A 17,653-nucleotide genomic window follows, 5' to 3' on the forward strand; every position below is an offset into this window, starting at 1 on the left:
CCCAATTTTAATCAAGATTGGAAAACATTTCTATGTGGATAAACCGAGTAATTCTCATAGGTTATCAAGCCATTCAAAACTATATATTTTCCCAGCTTCAACTCCCGGTTGATTAAAAGGGTCAATCTTTAGGCAAAAACCTGTGACGGCCGTTAAAAATTCAAAAAATATAACTAGTTTGGCCAAGTTTTCTTCATTAAGTTTATTTATATTAAAAACAATATGTGGAACGTTTTGTTCTTCAAGTGCTTTCTTTGTTCCAAAAAACTCTGAATCCATTAAATTCTTCAAAGTGAATCCACTGAGCTTTTGAAGTTTTGGGTGATCAAATTGATTTTCTAATTTTAAATCTTGCTCACTTTCTTTGATATTTATTAGAAGCATCACTTTATTAAGTGGGCCTTCCATGAATAATTGCATCTGTGAGTGTTGGTCTGTTGCACCGTAGCTTGGAATTGGTGTTAGTCCAACTCTTTTTCCATCTTTGTCTTTTTTCCCAAGACTCTCTGCCCACAGCTGAATAAACCAAAACGAAAGGTCTCTTAAGCGGCTTGAATAAGGCATAAAGACAGTTTGGTCATAACCATTTTCATGATGATTTAAAATCATGGATACCGCTTTTTTGAAGCTATCAAGATTTGATAATTCACTTCCAAATGAAAAAGCACTACGACATAATTCTTCGATATCAATTTCGGCAAATAGAGCAGGTAGTAATCCTACAGGAGTAAGAACACTGAAGCGGCCACCAACATTTGTTGGGATATCTAAAGTTGTAATTCCAAGGTCATCACCAAGCTCTCTTAATTGAGATGTTGATGGGTCACTGGCAAAGACAAAGTAATTAGCAAGCTCACTTTCTTTTACACCATGACTTTTCAGCTCATTAACCATAATGGCAAATGATGCGAGTGTTTCAGCAGTTCCACCAGACTTTGATACAACATAGAAAAGGGCATCTTTAAAATTAATCTGATTGATTTGCTGAGCAGTTTTATCTGGGTCGATATTATTTATGAAATGAAATGTGCGCTCTGTATTCTTTGATAGTGCCGAGATTAACATTTCTGGCCCAAGTGAACTTCCACCAATACCAATTTGAACAAAGTGTGAGCGATCTTTAAAGCGCTCAAAGATAGTATGACATTGATTTTGATATTTTTTATCAGATAGCGTTTTAACAAAATCGAAACGTTCCGATGCAAGAAAGTTATCAACTTCCTTTTGGATTAAATCTGTCTTATCAGATTCTTGGATATATGAATTAAATACGATTTGCATTATTGCCCATATTCCTTTTTAAGTTGTCTTGAAATAACAACTTTTTGAATCTGATTAGTCCCTTCAACGATCTGAAGAACCTTAGCATCTCTCATGAAACGCTCAACTGGATATTCTTTCGTATAACCAACACCACCAAGGATCTGGACGGCATCAGTTGTTACTTTCATGGCCGTATCACTTGCGCGCATTTTTGCCATTGAAGCAAGTTTTTGATTAGACTTTCCATCATCAATTGATTTAGCTGCTGCTTGAACTAGTAGTCTTGCAGCTTCTACGTCACAGGCCATATCGGCCATCATGAATTGTAGTCCCTGGAAGTCAAAAATAGCCTGTTTAAATTGCTGTCTTTCTAATGAATATTTAATTGCTTCATCGAGAGCACGCCCAGCACAACCAACTGAGATTGAGCCAATCGCAACACGACCTTTATCAAGCCCACTCATGGCAACTTTAAAACCTTCACCTTCTTTTTGAAGCAGGTTTTCTTCAGGGATAAAACAATTTTCGAAAAGTAGTTCACGAGTCGGAGAGATATTCCAACCCATCTTTTTTTCTTTCTTACCGTAAGTAAAACCTTCTGTTCCATCTTCAACGATGAATGCAGAAACGCCTTTTGCTCCTTCTCCACCAGTTCTTGCCATGACAACATAAGTTTTAGCAATTCCACCTGAAGTGATCCAAAGCTTTGAACCGTTAAGGATATATCCACCTTCAACTTTCTTAGCTGTAGTTTTCAAACTTGCTGCATCTGAGCCTGCTCCTGACTCTGATAGGGCAAAGGCACCAATGGCCTGACCACTCGTTAGAGGAGGTAGGTATTTTTCTTTTTGTTCTTTGTTTCCAAAAGTATTGATAATCGTTTGTACCATTGATGAAACTGAGATTGTTACAGCATAGGCAACTGATGATTTTGCAATCTCTTCAAGTGCGTAACTATAATCCTGACATGGTAAATCTAATCCACCGTATTCTTCTGAAGCTGTCATTCCTGTAAAGCCAAGTTCTCCAAGTTCGTTGAAGATTTCCATACGGAATTTACCTTCAAAGTCATCGTGCTCCATTAGAGGTTCTATTTTTTCTAGGCGAAAGCGCTTTAGGCCTTCAACGATTTCTTTTTGCATATCATTCATAGCTAAACCTTTAGAATTGTTCATTTAATTTTAAAATCCACATACACTACCAAATAAATCTTAAATGGTTAAATTTTATGAATTTAATGATCTAAGTCTGTTTTTTTAGTACGTGATTACAGTAGGTTATCATAATAACCATTTCACTAGGTTTTATTTAGTGGAAAACTACGTTACAATATAGAAAAGGGTGAAACTCCCTTCCACGCGCTAGCAAGGAGAATACTATGAGACAACATGATGTTAATTTAGGCCATGGAGCTAAAGCCACAAGCGCCGAAGAATTTGAATTAACGAATTCGTTTCCTTACATGATAATTGTCACGTCTTTTGCAGTTATCACAATCATGCATTTACTTATTAATCCTATGGCAAAGCAATTTGCTAACCAGTTTCTTGGTCGTTAGGCCAATATTGTCCTAGGCCGCCAACTTTTTTGGCCTAGGATCTACTCCCAAAAACTACTCTAAGTATCTAATTTTACTTTTTCACCCTGAATATCCTTAGTTAATTTCCAGATCTTACTTAAAATAGGTACATGGAAACTTTAAAAGAATTTAGACCAGACAGTATTAAGAAGTATTCAACGACAACGAAGAAGCTTCGCAAATCTAGAACAAAGTCGAAGAAGACTAGTGCATCTATTTTTTCGACGTCAAATATAGCTCTTTTAGTGGGTGTTCTACTATTAGGTTATGGTAAGTATCAAAGTAGTGTAAAACTTAAAAAGAAAAATCAAATCATCTCAAGTATGTCTCAAGAGCTTGATAAGCTTAAAATGGAAAAGATGAAATATATGGCCGATAAGAAAATTCAGGCCATTGCTAGTCAGACACTTGATAGTAAGAAAAGCCATATTGAGTCTTTAAAGGCGATCGTCGCTAAGAGTAAGAGTGATCTTACTAAAGTATCAAACGAATTATCGGAACTTAAAAAGCTAAAAATGACCGAGCTTCAATATAAGACTAAGCTTGCTCAAATAGAAAAGGATTACCAGCAAAGACTTGATGCTCACAATTTAGATAGTACTAGAACGATTAAAAAGATGGGACGTCAGATGATGGCCGAAGTTGATAAGATCAAAACAAGAGCACCTGCTTCAGCAAGTACTCATGTGGTAAATTATAAGTCATTTAAAAAAGTAAATAAGAGCCTTAAAGCTGTTCCTGCTAAATCAAGTCATGGTGATCTAGAGGTAGGAGAGTGGCACGATAGTAGTATGGAGTTTTAATAACCTTGCCAATTTTCATCAAAGCATGAACTATCCATCTCTCGACAGCCATAGAATCCACCATGGTCCTCTGTTGTTCGATAAGCATTCTTCATACATGAATAAACATCTTTATTTTTAGGCTTACAATTTGCATAAATAATTGTGTCCATATGCTTTGTGAATATAACGTCTTTTCTATAATTCAAATACCCGTGGTTTCTCATAACGGAGTGCTTAGCTCCTAAAACACGACAATTCATTGCAACAGGTGCACCTGTACTTGTACTCACAATTGGTTTCGATGTTACACGTGCAAGAATATTTGGATTCCAAGCATTCCACTTCTCTTCGTATTCATCTACTAGGCCCATTAAGTGAAGTGCTTCATGAACAACAGTTCCACAAGATAAATCAACAGCGTAATTTCTCGAATTTGAACGAGCACCTCTACCTTGAAGACCGATATTTACCTTTGGTGGTTTATCAACTCTAGTGCTCTTATCCCATAGTCTTAAACTTAGTTTTCTTCCTGCACCATCAACAAGGTTTGATCCTTTGGTTTCATAGCAGCTTTTAATATGTCTAAGTAAACGAGTGCGTAATTTGGAATTATCAGATTTTATATTTAAATTGATATAAGCGAGGTAGTGTTCGCCTGCAACGTTTGCACGCTTAAGCGTGTACTTCATCTCAACTCGTGTACGACTGAAGCTTGGTGAGAAGTTTACTCTCATTTCTTGGCCACGCTTTAACTCATTACAATTATAGACATCGACTTTTCCATCAACTTTTACAAGTGCAAGTGCCTGTGTTGAAACAGCAGCAAGAAGTATTAATTTTTTGATTTTGTTGTTCATTATCCCTCCCATCGAATTGAGGGATAGTACCTAACGTTTTTGCGCGTCGCAATGGAGTTGTAATATTTATCGAAATAGATGGCCAAGTAGCTGAAACTACTTGGCCTATTATATGAAAATTGAATTCTGAATTACGCTTGAGCGGCCTTAAGAAGATTTTTAGCGATGATCATGATCATCACCTCATTTGTCCCAGCACCAATCTCATTAAGCTTATTATCTCTCATCATACGCTCAACTGGGAACTCTCTTGAGTAACCGTATCCACCGTGAAGTTGGATAGCATCAAGAGCAATCTTAGTTGCCATCTTTGGAATCGCAAGTTTAACCTGAGCTGCAACTACTGGACCTTTCTCTCCTTGATCGTAACGGTAAGCTACGTTGTAGAGGAAGTTTCTCATCATTTCAGTTTCTGTTGCCATCTCTGCGATCATTTTTTGGATCATTTGATATTCACCAATATTTTTTCCAAATTGTGATCTTTCGTTAGCATATTTAATACACTGATCAACACAAGCTTGTGCGATACCAAGTGAGATACCTGCAATTGTGATTCTTTCAATCTCAAGATTTTTCATCATGTGATAAATTGAATCACCTTCGTTACCAACTAGTTGTTCAAGTCCAACTTTAGCGTTGTCAAAGATTAGCTCTCCAGTAGGTGATGCACGCATTCCCATTTTGTGGATAGGGCTACCAAAGTCAAAGTGACCTTTATCTTTTTCTAGGATGAAAGTCGAAAGGTTCTTTCTCTCTTTTCCTGTTCTTGTGTAAACGTAAGCGATATCTGCGTATTGAGCATTTGTGATCCACATCTTAGTACCGTTAAGAAGATAGTGGTCGTCTTTCTTTTCAGCTTTTGTTTGGATACCAACTGCATCTGATCCGTATTCTGGTTCAGACATTCCCATACAACCGATGTGCTCACCAGTGATTAGTTTTGGCAGATATTTTTCTTTTTGTTCTTTAGAAGCATTGTTTTCGATGTTGTTAACACAAAGAATTGAATGAGCTAGATATGAAAGAGTAGATGAAGCACAGGCCTTTCCAAATTCTTCCATAACAATCGTTGCTGATAGTGCACCCATTCCTGCACCACCGTATTCAGGATCAGCAGTAATACCAAGGACTCCGATTTCACCCATCTTCTTGAAAGCATCCATATTGAAGCTTTCTTCTGTATCATGCTTTTCTGCAACTGGAGCAAGCTCCTGTCTAGCAAAGTCGCGACACATTTTTTGGATTTGTTTCTCTTCCTCTGTGAAATACCACATAAATCTGTTCCCCTCTGTCATATTTTAGTCGAAATAACTTACCGTGTCTTACATCCAATGGCAAACGGCAGGGTAAATGTTTTTTGACAATACAATATATTGATTAAGTAGGTGAAATTTGTAAGTACTTGAAATTGTCAAAGCGATTCACATGCCCTACAATTTTTTTAAGGAGTAGATAGATGCTTACAACACCTGTAGTCAAGGATGAGGACACGGTATTTCCAGGGGAGAATTGGTTCTTCTATTGGAAAACTTCCGCTTCCCTGTGGAAGTCCAAAATCGAGAAAACGTCATTAACTGATAAGATAATCGTACCAATTAATTGGAGTTTCCATACGGACACTGGGGATAAGATCGACTTTGCGGATCAAAAGCCCGAAACGGACTTCAAAAGACTCTATGATATCTGTCGTGAGCTAGAAAAAGAGATTATCTTTTTACTTCCGATTACTCCTGTTCCTTATTTACCAAATGGTGGTATTCCATATCTCTTGGCCCGTACGGCAAGCTGTGATGAGTATGGAATTAATCGAGCAAGTGCAGATAGTGAAGGAACAATACATAAGTTCTATAGCTTTTATGACCCTCGTGTCTATAAAGGCTTTTCAAGATTTTGTTCTCAGCTTTCTGAATACTTTGAAAAGAACGAAATAAAAGCTCCTCTTTGGGGTGCTAATTGTGGCCATTATACTCATGGCTATTTTCGTTCTTATCTCTATGATCGATCAGTTGCTTTTAATAGTGGTTTTTCCAAATTTATTGAAATGAAAAAAGCTGAGTTAAAACTAGACAAGATTACGGCTGATCAAGAGCAGGATTTTATTATTGAATACAATGATACGATCTCAAGTATCTATGAAGATATTTCTAAGAACTCACTAAAAGAAAATTGGCAGGGAGTGAAGAACTTCTCTTTCTTAGAAGGGGAGATGAATTCAATTGAAGCTCGTATGCTAGATCAGATTAGTGATACTAAAATTATCGATGATGCACTAAAGAGTCTCGATAATGGCATTATGCCTTCTTCTATTTTACTTCCTAACCGCAATAAAGTTGGTATTTATTCTGACTTGAAAAAGCAGGTTATTAATTCATCTCGCCTAGATGAGTTTTTTAATGAAAAAACGATAATTGCGGATAATGATTTTATTTTTAAGGCCTCAAGCGCCGTCAATATCTTTCACAATGTAAAGGATCAAAGAAGTAAGGATCAAATTGCAACATCTGGTTTTTTAGACTTCTGTAAGAAGCACTTTAGTTGGGATTACCGATTTTCTAATATTGAAAATTTTGATTGGGAAGACTATGTCGAAAGTTCATTTCAATTCTTCTACTTTAATGGAAGTGAGATATCGACTGAGAGATTGGGGAAGGTGCTTAAGCTCTTTATGAGTGGTGGAAAGGTTATTATTGATATTGCAAAGCTCGATGTGGCCCTAAAAAGAAGACTTGAATCCTTCTATCTTGAAAATGAATTAAGTGTTGAAAAAATTCGTTATCTAACAGAGATAAATACCATCACAATGGGTGAGGGAAGATTATTAATATTTAATAGTGATGACTTTTCAGAAAGCTCAGATGATGAACTCGATAATTTCTGGAAGAAAGTGACAACAAGTATTGGCCATAGCTCTTGCCAGATTTCTCATAGTGGTGAAATCAGATACAAGTGGCAGGAAAGAGGAGTGGCCTCTTCAGACTTAAAGTATGACAAGGTTAAAAGAGTTAGTTTCTTTAATCCTTCTAGTTATAAACAGAAATTAAGCTTAAAGTATCCTTCGGAATATGTGTTTCAAAAAATGATCGATCAAAATCATGTTGAAATCACGAATACTCCTCATGAGATTGAATTAAGTTTTATGCCTAAGGGGACAATCTCTTTAGACTTTGGGATTATATCGGAGTAATTATGGCATCACGTGAAGATAAAATTCTCTATGTAAGTTACGTGTATAGTGAAAAGGTTAATCTCTTTTTGATTCGTGCATTATTTACTCTTAAAGCATCGATCAACTTTCATGATCTCGACTTAGATCAAAGAATTGAAGTTACATCAGATGGGTATATCAGTGGTTTCTTTGATGAAGAAGAGCTGACGAAGTTTAGTTACGATTTAAGCGAACAATTCAAACAAGATAAGGTTTGCCTTATATCTCCAGAGGCATTTAATAATTCTCTAGAAGCTTCAAATAAGATTGGAGATTTAATTGATAAGTTTATTGAACACGGAAATATTTTAGAAAACCCTGATCGAGTAAAAAGAGGATTCCTATCGAATATTATTCGATAGGAATTCTAAAGCTTGCTTGCAGAGGCTTGTGATCTGCACCCTGAATATGTCCAAGGACATTGGCTTCAATAAGCTCTAGGTCACGATACCAAATATAGTCTAATTTATTACCAAGCCATTTCATTCTTTTATCTTGGCCAGTAAAGCTAGCTTCAGTAAAACCTTGTTCTGATAATAGCTTTCTCATCATCTTAATTTTCTTTTTAGAATTTGTATTAAAGTCTCCTGCAAATACAACTGGTCCGGAAGTTGTTTTGATATATTCAATAACTTGTTTAAGTTGCTTTTCAAGCTTTCTCTTTCTTACAAAATTGATTGCATGAATATTGATAAAAGTAATATCTCTACCATCTTCAAGACGATAACTGCTTGCTAAAGAGAGCTTTGGTGTGCGAATAAAAGGTTCTTTCACCTTACTTCTTAGGGGTGTTATTTGTACTGTAGGGTATTTAGAAATATTTGTTACACCTGTTTTATACTTACGCCAGCTAATAAATGAAGTTGCTAAAATCACCTCTTGTTCAAAAGGGTTTATAAGTCTATCTTTCATTTCACCCTTAAGCTTAAACTCTTGTCCTAGCAAGATATCACTTTCATACATGAGATCATCAAAGTCATTGGCCCAGCTTTCATTCTTTCCTTTATACATATTCCATACAGTTAATTTGAACTCATTTGGAAAATAGCAATCACGACAAGAGAGTCCTTGGTGAAAGTCTATAATCTTATTCTTAGCTGGAATCTTGTGAATGAAAGAGTGTTTATTATTTACTGATGCAAAAGCAGGTAGTGATACCATAGAAATTAGCATGCTTATCATAAGCATTTTCATAACAAATCCTTTTGTTTGAAATATTAATTTCTAAGATTATCTCTAAGTTTTAGTATTTAAGCAAAAATAGAGAGGTGAAATTTTCTTTTTCTTAGATATAGTGTCAATAACTGACTTCAAAGGTAGCCTGCATTGGTTTATGATCCGATCCTTCATTTTCATTTAAGACGCGGGCCTCTAGTAGTTGGAGTCCTCTATACCAGAAATGATCGAGTTTTTGCCTTAGAAAAGTAAGGCGATCATCTTTTCCAGAGAATTCAGTTTTCTTAAAGCCTTGAGCTTTAAAAAGTAGATTCATTGAAATCGTTTTAGATGGAGTATTAGTATTAAAGTCGCCTGCAAAAATAATTGGACCTTCTAGATCTTTCACCTCATCAATTAATTCAGAGACTTGATTATAGAAAGGAATTATTCCAACAAAGTTTAAAGCATGAATATTTACGACAGTAAGGACTTCGCCATTTGAAAGAGGGTAGCTTGTTACAAGTCCCATCTTTGGTGTATTTGCTAGAGGCTCACGTGACTGACTTCGGTATGCTTTTTTTGAAATTGAACTAACTTTTGAAGATGTGAAGACACCTGTTGCTTCTTTTTTAGTATTGATAAAAGATGTGGCCAAAACTACTTCTGAATTAACTGGGTTTTCAAGTTCTGTTTTCATATCCCCAGAAAGAAGAAATTCTTGACCTAATATAAGATCACTCTGCGCATCCATTGATTGATATTCTCTTGGCCAACTTGGTTCACTACCTTTGTACATATTCCAAACAGATACAGTAAAGCGCTCTGGAATTGTGCAGTCTTGGCACTTAATAGAACTATTTGATTCTAATATTTGAGACTTAGCTGGAACCTTAAAGATGAGATTTGCTAGGTTATTTCCTGCATGAACATTGATATTAATGAATGTTGTTAAAATCATGAAAATGCTTAACTTTTTCAAATCGAATCCTTTTTCACTGTTTTTTATTGTATTTCTTCTAAATCTAACTATAAATCTAGCTGAAATCGCAAAAAAACTACAGACAAGCTTGTAAATATTATGGACTGACCATATATATAGCACTTAGCATTTTTTGGAGTATTTAATGGAAAGGCCACTTTTCTATTCACTTTCACCTAAGTCATTAAAATCATTTCTTGAAAGCAATGGTCAAAAGGCTTTTGTGGCCACTCAGATTCTTAAATGGGTTTATGAAAAATATGAGTTTAACCCTGAAAATTGGACAAATATTTCCAAAAATCTAAAAGATCTTCTGCTTGAAAACTTTGATTTTAACCTTCCTAGAATTGTATGGAATGGCCTATCAAAGGATGGAACGAGAAAATTTCTTGTGGCCATGCGAGATGATAAGACAGTTGAAACTGTTATGATTCCTGCTCGTTCAAACCGCAAGACTCTATGTGTTTCCTCTCAAGTTGGTTGTGCTATTGGTTGTACCTTTTGTCACACAGGGACAATGGGCCTAATGAGACACTTGGAAGCAGGTGAGATCATTGGTCAATTCCTGGCCGTAACAAAGTTTCTACGTGATAAGGTTGGGCCAGAAGAGCGTCTATCAAATGTCGTCTTTATGGGACAGGGTGAGCCTCTTCATAACTTTGAAAATGTAAAAGTAGCAACTGAGCTAATGGTTAATGAAAAGGCATTAGGTCTTTCTCAAAGAAGAGTTACGATTTCAACTTCCGGACTTGTTCCTCAGATTAAGAAATTAGATGATTTTCCGCCTGTGAATATCGCTATTTCTCTACATGCTGCCCATAATGATATTCGTACTGAATTAATGCCAATTAATAAGGCATTTGATTTAGATCGTCTTCTTGGTGCCATTAAGGAAATTCCGCTAAAAGCACACCGTTATATCACATATGAATACTTATTAATTGATCAGTATAATGATCGAGCTGAGGATGTGACAGCTCTCTTGAATCTACTTCCAAAAAAGGTTTCAAAAATAAACTTAATCCCATTTAATGAATATCCAGAATCAAACTTCAAGCGTCCAAGTGTAAGTCGAATCAATTGGTTTAAAAACCAGCTAGAAGATGGTGGAATAACGACGACTATTAGAACGACAAAGGGAAGTGATATCCTTGCAGCATGTGGACAGCTAAAGAGTGAGCTTGAAAAAGATGCGAATCTTTGGGACTAATTAAAGACGATTATTTCTTATTCTCGTAATCCCAGTATTTAACTTTTGAATTCTTTGATGATGGAAGACGTTTTGACTTTTCCGCTTGCTCATCTTGATCAACAGTATAACCATCTTGCCATTTTACTGTAGCTTTTTTGTTAACTACTTTCTGCTTAAATGAGATGGGCTTCTTTGATTCTGAGTGAAAAAATGCAGGTGCTTCATATTTCTCAGCAGAACATAAACCCGACTGTATTACTAAGGTAGTAAATACCAAAAGTTTAAAGTTTACTGATTTCATAAAATCCTCACATATTCCCATTAGGTTAATATCCAATATACTTTTCGGAATGCAGTAGATTTACTTTAATAGGCAAGTTTGTAACATGTTAAAAAGTTTACGAAATCCAATATTTCTGGGAAGATAGAGGTATGGTTTTATAAGCTCAGGGAGGATGCTTTGTCGAATAATAAATCAAAAGATCGTGCAGTTGTGGGCCTTATGGCCTTAGTGGCGGTTTTCTTTGTCGTGCTTATTTTATTTTCAGTATATACGGTAAATATTTTTAAGGGTAGCAACGACTACATTGCATCATCATCAACGAAATCAAAAGATAAGATTGCTCTCATTGAAGTTGAGGGTGTCATTATGGAGTCTAAGAAAGTCATTGAACTCCTCCATAAGGCAGAAGCTGATGAAGCAGTAAAAGGTATTATCTTAAGAGTAAATTCACCTGGTGGAGCTGTTGCTCCAACTCAAGAAATTTATCAAGAAATTCTTCGTATTCGAGGAGTTGGTCAGTATAAAGAAATAACAAAAAAGCCTAAGCCTATTTATGCTTCTTTCTCATCAATTGCTGCAAGCGGTGGTTATTATATTGGCGCAGCTACAGAGAAGATTTGCTCTTCACCGGGAACTCTTACGGGCTCAATCGGTGTAATCATGCAATTTGTTGACCTATCTGAACTTTATAAGTTTGCTATGGTTAATCCACAAACAATTAAGGCCGGAAGATACAAAGACATTGGTCAACCTAATCGTTCAATGACTCCTGAAGAAAGAGATCTTATGGAGAGAATGACTAGAGACGTTCATAAGCAATTTATAGATGACGTATCAGCGCAAAGAAAAGAGCGCTTAACTTCACCAATTAATGAAGTTGCTCAAGGTCAGGTTTTTTCTGGAGCACAAGCTAAAAAGCTTGGTCTAGTAGATGATCTTGTTGGACTTTGGCCATGTGCACGTGGTCTGCATAAAACGCTTGAGCTTGAAGGTGACTTAAACCTAAGTGAAATTAAAATTAAAAAGAAAAGCAACTTCTTCTCTCTTATTCAAGATCTAGAGGATGTGAAGGGTGCTGTTTCTAGCTTTGTTGAATATGTGAAAATGAGCAATTCGACGAATATCATGTACAAATAGTTGAGGTATAATGCATATCTACTTAAATTGGCTACAAGATCATATATTAGCTGTTGTGGCCTTTGTTTTTACTCTTATCCTGATTTATCACTACTTTAGTGAGAAGGATACAGGTGTAAAACTTTCAAAAAGATATCGAAATTCTATTTTCGAAGCTCAGTCAAAAGTATTCTTAAATGCTACACAATATCTAATCTCAGGTAATCGTGATCTTGCTATTAAAGAATTCCTTAGTGCTGTTGATATTAACCGTGAAACAATCGATACATATTTCGCGCTTGGTGGATTATTTCGAAGCAATGGTGAAATTGAAAAGGCCATTAGTATTCACCGCTCTCTTATCGCAAGGGATAATATCTCAGAGTCTGATCGAATAAGAGCTCTCAAAGAGTTAGCAATTGATTTTGATAAAGGTGGCTTCGTTGATAAGGCCATTGAAACATATAAAGATGTTTTAAAAATCAATCGCGATGAATTTGATGTTATTCAATCTCTTTGTCGAATTTATGAAGATATTGGTGACTGGGATCAGGCATATAATTATCGCATTATGCTATCGAAAGTAGGACACGAAAATCAATCAGAAACGATTTCTCATATTCTTGTTCAAAAGGCCAAGAAACAATTTGAGAATGGACAGCTTTCAAAAGCGGCTGAAGACTTAGAAGATGGCTTTCGTTTTGCTCCTTCTGTATCGGCAAAAATATTAAAGCTTAGAATTCTTCTTCATGAAGGTAATGTTGATGAGGCTAAGCTTAACTTATTAGAGCTTTTAAAAGAGCAACCAATGTATGCTTCATTTGCTTTTGAGTCTTTAGAGGAAGGATTTAAGGGAAGTGAAGATGAGAAGGAAAAGTATTTTAAGAGACTTAATTTAGTCGTTGAATATTTCTTAGAATTAAATGATGCTGATCTTCTTTCAAATGAATCGATCATTTTAACTAAGATTAGACTTTTTAAACAACAACACCAACTCCATAAAGCTTATGAATTATTAAGTGCTTGGGAAAAAGGTGAGAATACTACTTCTGATGCTCTTAAGTCTGAATATATTAAGATCTTAATTGAGCTCGGTAAAAAAGAAGAAGCTGTTACACAAATGAAAGGACTGCTCGATAATATGCGCCAAACAGTTACAAAGCACTATTGTCGAGAATGTGGTTATAATTCAGATGATATTTTTTGGCGTTGTCCACAATGTCATGAATGGGAAACGATACAATTCAGATGGAAAGTATAAAGAAAACTATTCTAATTCTATTATTTGCAACCCAAGCTTTTGGGCAAGCAAAGAGTGATAAATCTTCTAATGTTAAGAAGACGATTTATTACGTGAATACTGTATACTCTCAGCTACATCAAAATCCATCGAAGTTCTCAAGGGTTCTTTCAACTTTTGAGTGTGGACAACCTTTTTATGTAAAAAGTGCTCCGCTGTCGAATTTCTACAATGTTGAATATTCTAATTACCAAGGCTTTATGAGTGTGGATGTTTTATCGAAAACAAAACCACAAGAATGCTGGCAGGATTTATATCGCCGCTTCTTTGATAATATTGAAATCGGTGTAACTGAAATTCACTATTGGGGACGTCTCCAGGATCTATTAAGAAGAGGGGAGAGTCGATAATGAGAAGGTTATTAATTTTAGGATTTATTCTTACATCTTTTTCATCTCCATTTGCTCAGTCAGATCAAAGTGAACTACCTGTCGAAAATGAATTTGTTAATTTTAATAAAATTCAAAAAGTATTAAAAAAAGATGGCCTTGAAAAAGTTGCCAAGAAGAAAAAGATTAAAGCTCAGGAAAAGAAAGACTCGATCGAAGATAAGAAGAAGGCTTTCTATAATACACCAGGAGGAAGACACTTCTGGGAAATTATGACTCAGTATTGGCTTGTCAAAAATGTAAACCTACTAAAGTGGGATTTTCATAAACCTGAATTTGGAGTTACTGAGTACTTTGAAAACTTCCTAAAAGAAGTTGGCTACTTTGGCCTAAAGTTTAAAGTTCTGTATGTGAACTCTGCTAATATCACGCATTTTGGTTTTCCACTTTCAAGAAAAGACTATCTCTTTGTTGTAAGTGTTCCATTTATCCGTGCTATGGACTTATCAAAACTTCAAATATCTCTGTTAATGTTTGAGGACTTATTAAGATTAGAAAATGAACAATTTATTAGTAAATTCGATGATGCGACATTATTGAAGTTAATGAATAGTAACTTTTATAAGAAAGAATTCCCAAAGGAAGCATTTGAAAAGGTTCTAGCTAAGTATTCTGATATTGCTTTTAACTCTGGCTTTTCTTTTAAAGATCAGTTTACAGTAACGAAGAAAATGGATGTTATTTTGAAAAATAATCCTAAATATTGGAAGAATTACTATAGTCTATTAGAGAAGATCGACTCTTTAACAAAGGGGAACTTACTTTATAAGCATTATTCAAAGATTTATCCATCACCTGAATTACAGCTAAAATGGATAGACCCAACGACTAATTAATATGAAGTTATTCGCCAAAGAAAAAGCTATTTATACCTCAAAGTATGCAATCTCAATTTTTATGTATTGGGTAATTTACTTTATATTAGTTTCTATAGCTTCGTTCTTTCACTTTCGTCTTGGCCATAAATTGATAATTGTAGAAAATTGGCTATATGACTTTTCATGGCAACTACTCGTGATGGCCAGAATTCTCGGATTTTTTGCATCAGCATATCTATTTTCAGATATAAGAATTAAGGATATTCGAAGTCAGCTCTCTTTTGATTGGTATAATAATATTACGACACCTACTTACTTAGTATCGTTTGCTTCAATTTTGGTGTTCTTATTCTTTATTCGTCCAAGTCATTTAGAGAATGTTCAATTTTCTGTTTTTCAGTTAATTATCCACAATATCTTAATTTTTGCCTTTTTCTTCTTTGATTTTTTAAATTCAAAATTATTTCTAAAGAAGAAAAGGGGAGTTGGAAGGTTATTTCATATATTTGTTGAAGGATCTTTTGTTTATCTTTCTTTATTTGTTCTTTTTCCAAGAAATACAAGTTTAGAAATTGGTCACCTCTTATTATTTTATATGGCCTATATTCATCTGTATTTATTTAACTATTCAGTCTTAAAGGGAATGATCTTTGTATCAATAGTCTTTGTTCCGCTTTTTGCATTCTTAGGTCATGATCCATTGTGGGGGACATATTACTCGATGTTTTTCTCACGCTTAACGAGCCTGCTAATGCCGGCCATAAGTTTATTAATTGTAACAATCGCTTACTCATATTTTTTACGTAAGCAAGGAGAAGTATAGTGCAAGGTCACAACTTAGATATTTTTCAAATCTTACTTGATTCTAGTATTGTCGTAAAAATCGACTTACTATTACTTGTTGCAGCCTCAGTGCTGTCTTGGACAATTATCTTTCAAAAGCTATCTGCATTCAAAAAAGCGGAAAGGGCCAATAATGACTTTAAAAACTTTTTTAGTGGAGTAACTTCATTAGAAGAAGCATATCACGATGCACAGACCATTGAAGAAAGTCCTCTAAAGAGAGTTTTTCTTTCTGGTTATCGTGAACTAAAGAAAACAGAAATTGCTCTGGGTGAAAATTATGCTGCTATTAAAGAACACTATGCTTCGATAGCAAACCAATCAATGGAGCGTACTCTTAGCAATGAAGTTGTTGAAGTCGATCAGACGATGAGTTCAAATCTAACAACATTAGCTTCAATTGGATCAATTACTCCATTTGTTGGCTTATTTGGTACCGTTTGGGGGATTATTGATTCCTTTTCAGGGCTTGCTAGTGGTGGAGCGACACTAGAGACTGTTGCACCTGGTATTGCTGAGGCCCTAGTTGCTACAGCAGTTGGTTTAGTCGCAGCGATTCCTGCAACTTGGTACTTTAATAAATTTGGTCAAAGAAGAAATAAACTTAGAGAACAACTTCATATTTTTAGTAATCAATTTATTAATGAAGTAGAACGCTATATTTCTTCAAAGTCTTAGGAGTATTTCATGGGAATGAATACAGGTGGAAATGGCGATGGGCCAATGTCAGAAATCAACGTAACACCCCTCGTGGATGTTATGCTGGTTCTCCTTGTTATCTTTATGATAACGGCACCTCTTATGCTTAATGGTATTGAACTAACTCTTCCAAAAACTAAGGAAGTGAATGTCATGAACTTAAGTTCGTCTCAAGTTGTTTTAAGTTTTACGAACTCTGAAGAGTTCTATGTTGGTAAAGATAAGATCTTAATGGCCGAACTTATAAAGGTTTTAAATTTGAAGCTTCAGGAAACAAAGTCTCAGACTTTATTTTTAAGAGCTGATTATCAGTTAGAATATGGAAAAGTTGCAAAACTCATGTCATATCTGAAATCAAATAATATTAACAATATTGCATTGGTAACAGAATTAGAGGAATAGAATTATCGAAAATAATTTTAATAAATACATTTCAATATCATTAGGGGGACACGTTCTCTTAGTGGCGGCTTTGTATCTATTTTCGATCATGAAATTAGGAACTCCTTTTGATCCAGAGAAAGCAAACCTTAATAAAATGAGAGTCATTGGAAAGGCCATTAAGGTTGATGTTGTGGCCATGCCTAAGATGACTTATCAGGAATTAAAGAAACTAAGCCCACCACCAAAGAATAAAGTGGCAAAACCTAAGGTTGAAACGAAAGACACAGGTGGAAGTGATAAGGCAATTTTAAAGAAAGAAAAGAAAACAAAGTCATTGGCCGATATGCTTTCTAAATATGCCACAAGAGATGTTAAAGAAGACAATAAGCCTAGAAAGAAAGTTAAAAAAATAGAAGAAGTCGAAGATAATACTGATTATAGCGGTGTTATCGCTGCTGGTAATAAATTAAGTGAAGGTAGCTCATATACTGGAACAAGTAGTGTCCAGGCTCAAGGTGCATTTGATGAGTATGTTTTAAGTGTAATGGAAGAGGTTAGAAGATATTGGAAGCTTCCAGCTTATCTTGCAAATTTAGAGCTATCTTGTCATGTGCAAATTTTTATTAATGCCCAAGGAAAGTTATTAGATTATAAAATTATAAAGTCTAGCGGTAATAAAGAATACGATAATAAAGCAATTAGCTCAATTCGTTCCGTTAAGAAGTTCCCTAGACCAGATAAGGAAATCACCAATAGGTTAGTTGCTGGAGAAATTGTTCTGGCCTTCCCTATATAGGAGGTAC

General features: G+C 35.2%; 20 protein-coding genes. 13 read left to right on the forward strand and 7 right to left on the reverse strand.

Features of this window, described 5'->3' with window-relative positions; all coding sequences use genetic code 11:
• Positions 1-54: 54 nt before the first annotated feature.
• Positions 55-1,281 carry a hypothetical protein gene (locus tag VCM44_RS03860; protein ID WP_334678062.1) on the reverse strand — a complete coding sequence of 409 codons (1,227 nt, stop codon included), beginning with the start codon at positions 1,279-1,281 and terminating at the stop codon, positions 55-57.
• On the reverse strand, positions 1,281-2,438 hold the full coding sequence (locus VCM44_RS03865; protein WP_233500231.1) for an acyl-CoA dehydrogenase family protein: 1,158 nt from the start codon (positions 2,436-2,438) through the stop codon (positions 1,281-1,283). Before VCM44_RS03865 ends, VCM44_RS03860 begins: the two co-directional genes overlap by 1 nt.
• A gap of 203 nt (positions 2,439-2,641) precedes the next feature.
• On the opposite strand from VCM44_RS03865, the gene VCM44_RS03870 reads away from it, so the two are divergent.
• Both VCM44_RS03870 and VCM44_RS03875 read left to right on the forward strand, forming a co-directional pair.
• Positions 2,642-2,821 carry a hypothetical protein gene (locus VCM44_RS03870; RefSeq protein ID WP_114705507.1) on the forward strand — a complete coding sequence of 60 codons (180 nt, stop codon included), beginning with the start codon at positions 2,642-2,644 and terminating at the stop codon, positions 2,819-2,821.
• A gap of 131 nt (positions 2,822-2,952) precedes the next feature.
• Positions 2,953-3,645: a hypothetical protein gene (locus VCM44_RS03875; protein WP_334678063.1), complete on the forward strand. Its 693-nt coding sequence runs from the start codon at positions 2,953-2,955 to the stop codon at positions 3,643-3,645.
• Here the strand turns inward: VCM44_RS03875 and VCM44_RS03880 are convergent.
• Together VCM44_RS03880 and VCM44_RS03885 are read right to left on the reverse strand one after the other, a co-directional pair.
• A complete protein-coding gene (locus VCM44_RS03880) occupies positions 3,642-4,484 on the reverse strand; it encodes a hypothetical protein (protein ID WP_334678064.1) in 843 nt (280 codons plus the stop codon). The genes VCM44_RS03875 and VCM44_RS03880 overlap by 4 nt on opposite strands.
• Before the next feature lie 131 nt (positions 4,485-4,615).
• A complete protein-coding gene (locus VCM44_RS03885; protein ID WP_162929680.1) occupies positions 4,616-5,758 on the reverse strand; it encodes an acyl-CoA dehydrogenase family protein in 1,143 nt (380 codons plus the stop codon).
• Positions 5,759-5,940: 182 nt separating this feature from the next.
• Between VCM44_RS03885 and VCM44_RS03890 the strand changes: the two genes are divergently transcribed.
• A complete protein-coding gene (locus VCM44_RS03890) occupies positions 5,941-7,668 on the forward strand; it encodes a hypothetical protein (protein WP_114705503.1) in 1,728 nt (575 codons plus the stop codon).
• Positions 7,669-7,670: 2 nt separating this feature from the next.
• A complete protein-coding gene (locus VCM44_RS03895) occupies positions 7,671-8,051 on the forward strand; it encodes a hypothetical protein (RefSeq protein WP_334678065.1) in 381 nt (126 codons plus the stop codon).
• Here VCM44_RS03895 and VCM44_RS03900 read toward each other — a convergent pair.
• Together VCM44_RS03900 and VCM44_RS03905 are read right to left on the reverse strand one after the other, a co-directional pair.
• A complete protein-coding gene (locus VCM44_RS03900; protein WP_114705501.1) occupies positions 8,041-8,883 on the reverse strand; it encodes an endonuclease/exonuclease/phosphatase family protein in 843 nt (280 codons plus the stop codon). The two genes, VCM44_RS03895 and VCM44_RS03900, sit on opposite strands and share 11 nt — an antisense overlap.
• 103 nt (positions 8,884-8,986) lie before the next feature.
• A complete protein-coding gene (locus VCM44_RS03905) occupies positions 8,987-9,826 on the reverse strand; it encodes an endonuclease/exonuclease/phosphatase family protein (protein ID WP_334678066.1) in 840 nt (279 codons plus the stop codon).
• A 145-nt stretch (positions 9,827-9,971) separates the two neighbouring features.
• On the opposite strand from VCM44_RS03905, the gene rlmN reads away from it, so the two are divergent.
• Entirely contained in the window at positions 9,972-11,036 is a 1,065-nt protein-coding gene (gene rlmN / locus VCM44_RS03910; protein WP_114705499.1) for a 23S rRNA (adenine(2503)-C(2))-methyltransferase RlmN, read from the forward strand.
• Positions 11,037-11,046: 10 nt separating this feature from the next.
• Here rlmN and VCM44_RS03915 read toward each other — a convergent pair whose 3' ends face one another.
• A complete protein-coding gene (locus VCM44_RS03915) occupies positions 11,047-11,319 on the reverse strand; it encodes a hypothetical protein (RefSeq protein WP_114705498.1) in 273 nt (90 codons plus the stop codon).
• Between the two features lie 159 nt (positions 11,320-11,478).
• Between VCM44_RS03915 and sppA the strand changes: the two genes are divergently transcribed.
• The 8 genes from sppA to VCM44_RS03955 all read left to right on the forward strand — a co-directional run bounded on the left by sppA (position 11,479) and on the right by VCM44_RS03955 (position 17,646).
• A complete protein-coding gene (gene sppA / locus VCM44_RS03920) occupies positions 11,479-12,438 on the forward strand; it encodes a signal peptide peptidase SppA (protein WP_334678067.1) in 960 nt (319 codons plus the stop codon).
• 10 nt (positions 12,439-12,448) lie between these two features.
• A complete protein-coding gene (locus tag VCM44_RS03925; protein ID WP_114705496.1) occupies positions 12,449-13,678 on the forward strand; it encodes a hypothetical protein in 1,230 nt (409 codons plus the stop codon).
• Positions 13,645-14,067 carry a hypothetical protein gene (locus VCM44_RS03930; protein ID WP_120405311.1) on the forward strand — a complete coding sequence of 141 codons (423 nt, stop codon included), beginning with the start codon at positions 13,645-13,647 and terminating at the stop codon, positions 14,065-14,067. The genes VCM44_RS03925 and VCM44_RS03930 overlap by 34 nt, the downstream gene beginning before the upstream one ends.
• On the forward strand, positions 14,067-14,942 hold the full coding sequence (locus VCM44_RS03935; RefSeq protein ID WP_334678068.1) for a hypothetical protein: 876 nt from the start codon (positions 14,067-14,069) through the stop codon (positions 14,940-14,942). The genes VCM44_RS03930 and VCM44_RS03935 overlap by 1 nt, the downstream gene beginning before the upstream one ends.
• A 1-nt stretch (position 14,943) precedes the next feature.
• Entirely contained in the window at positions 14,944-15,747 is an 804-nt protein-coding gene (locus VCM44_RS03940; RefSeq protein ID WP_114705493.1) for a hypothetical protein, read from the forward strand.
• Positions 15,747-16,445: a MotA/TolQ/ExbB proton channel family protein gene (locus VCM44_RS03945; RefSeq protein WP_158536744.1), complete on the forward strand. Its 699-nt coding sequence runs from the start codon at positions 15,747-15,749 to the stop codon at positions 16,443-16,445. Before VCM44_RS03940 ends, VCM44_RS03945 begins: the two co-directional genes overlap by 1 nt.
• A gap of 9 nt (positions 16,446-16,454) precedes the next feature.
• A complete protein-coding gene (locus tag VCM44_RS03950; RefSeq protein WP_114705491.1) occupies positions 16,455-16,868 on the forward strand; it encodes a biopolymer transporter ExbD in 414 nt (137 codons plus the stop codon).
• Between the two features lie 88 nt (positions 16,869-16,956).
• Positions 16,957-17,646, forward strand: coding sequence for a TonB family protein (locus VCM44_RS03955; protein ID WP_334678069.1), 690 nt, complete (start codon positions 16,957-16,959; stop codon positions 17,644-17,646).
• Positions 17,647-17,653 lie beyond the last annotated feature (7 nt).

The organism is Halobacteriovorax sp. DPLXC-1 (genome assembly GCF_036903125.1).
Lineage (GTDB): Bacteria > Bdellovibrionota > Bacteriovoracia > Bacteriovoracales > Bacteriovoracaceae > Halobacteriovorax_A > Halobacteriovorax_A vibrionivorans.

Excerpts from the sequence above, each read along its gene's own strand:
- VCM44_RS03940 (WP_114705493.1), top strand. The coding sequence starts at position 14,944 with ATGAAGTTATTCGCCAAAGAAAAAGCTATTTATACCTCAAAGTATGCA.
- VCM44_RS03950 (WP_114705491.1), top strand. The coding sequence starts at position 16,455 with ATGGGAATGAATACAGGTGGAAATGGCGATGGGCCAATGTCAGAAATC.
- VCM44_RS03900 (WP_114705501.1), bottom strand. The coding sequence starts at position 8,883 with ATGAAAATGCTTATGATAAGCATGCTAATTTCTATGGTATCACTACCT.
- VCM44_RS03930 (WP_120405311.1), top strand. The coding sequence starts at position 13,645 with ATGGGAAACGATACAATTCAGATGGAAAGTATAAAGAAAACTATTCTA.
- VCM44_RS03895 (WP_334678065.1), top strand. The coding sequence starts at position 7,671 with ATGGCATCACGTGAAGATAAAATTCTCTATGTAAGTTACGTGTATAGT.
- VCM44_RS03890 (WP_114705503.1), top strand. The coding sequence starts at position 5,941 with ATGCTTACAACACCTGTAGTCAAGGATGAGGACACGGTATTTCCAGGG.
- VCM44_RS03955 (WP_334678069.1), top strand. The coding sequence starts at position 16,957 with ATGAAATTAGGAACTCCTTTTGATCCAGAGAAAGCAAACCTTAATAAA.
- VCM44_RS03885 (WP_162929680.1), bottom strand. The coding sequence starts at position 5,758 with ATGTGGTATTTCACAGAGGAAGAGAAACAAATCCAAAAAATGTGTCGC.
- VCM44_RS03865 (WP_233500231.1), bottom strand. The coding sequence starts at position 2,438 with ATGAACAATTCTAAAGGTTTAGCTATGAATGATATGCAAAAAGAAATC.
- VCM44_RS03880 (WP_334678064.1), bottom strand. The coding sequence starts at position 4,484 with ATGAACAACAAAATCAAAAAATTAATACTTCTTGCTGCTGTTTCAACA.
- VCM44_RS03925 (WP_114705496.1), top strand. The coding sequence starts at position 12,449 with ATGCATATCTACTTAAATTGGCTACAAGATCATATATTAGCTGTTGTG.
- VCM44_RS03870 (WP_114705507.1), top strand. The coding sequence starts at position 2,642 with ATGAGACAACATGATGTTAATTTAGGCCATGGAGCTAAAGCCACAAGC.
- VCM44_RS03935 (WP_334678068.1), top strand. The coding sequence starts at position 14,067 with ATGAGAAGGTTATTAATTTTAGGATTTATTCTTACATCTTTTTCATCT.
- VCM44_RS03915 (WP_114705498.1), bottom strand. The coding sequence starts at position 11,319 with ATGAAATCAGTAAACTTTAAACTTTTGGTATTTACTACCTTAGTAATA.
- rlmN (WP_114705499.1), top strand. The coding sequence starts at position 9,972 with ATGGAAAGGCCACTTTTCTATTCACTTTCACCTAAGTCATTAAAATCA.
- VCM44_RS03860 (WP_334678062.1), bottom strand. The coding sequence starts at position 1,281 with ATGCAAATCGTATTTAATTCATATATCCAAGAATCTGATAAGACAGAT.
- VCM44_RS03875 (WP_334678063.1), top strand. The coding sequence starts at position 2,953 with ATGGAAACTTTAAAAGAATTTAGACCAGACAGTATTAAGAAGTATTCA.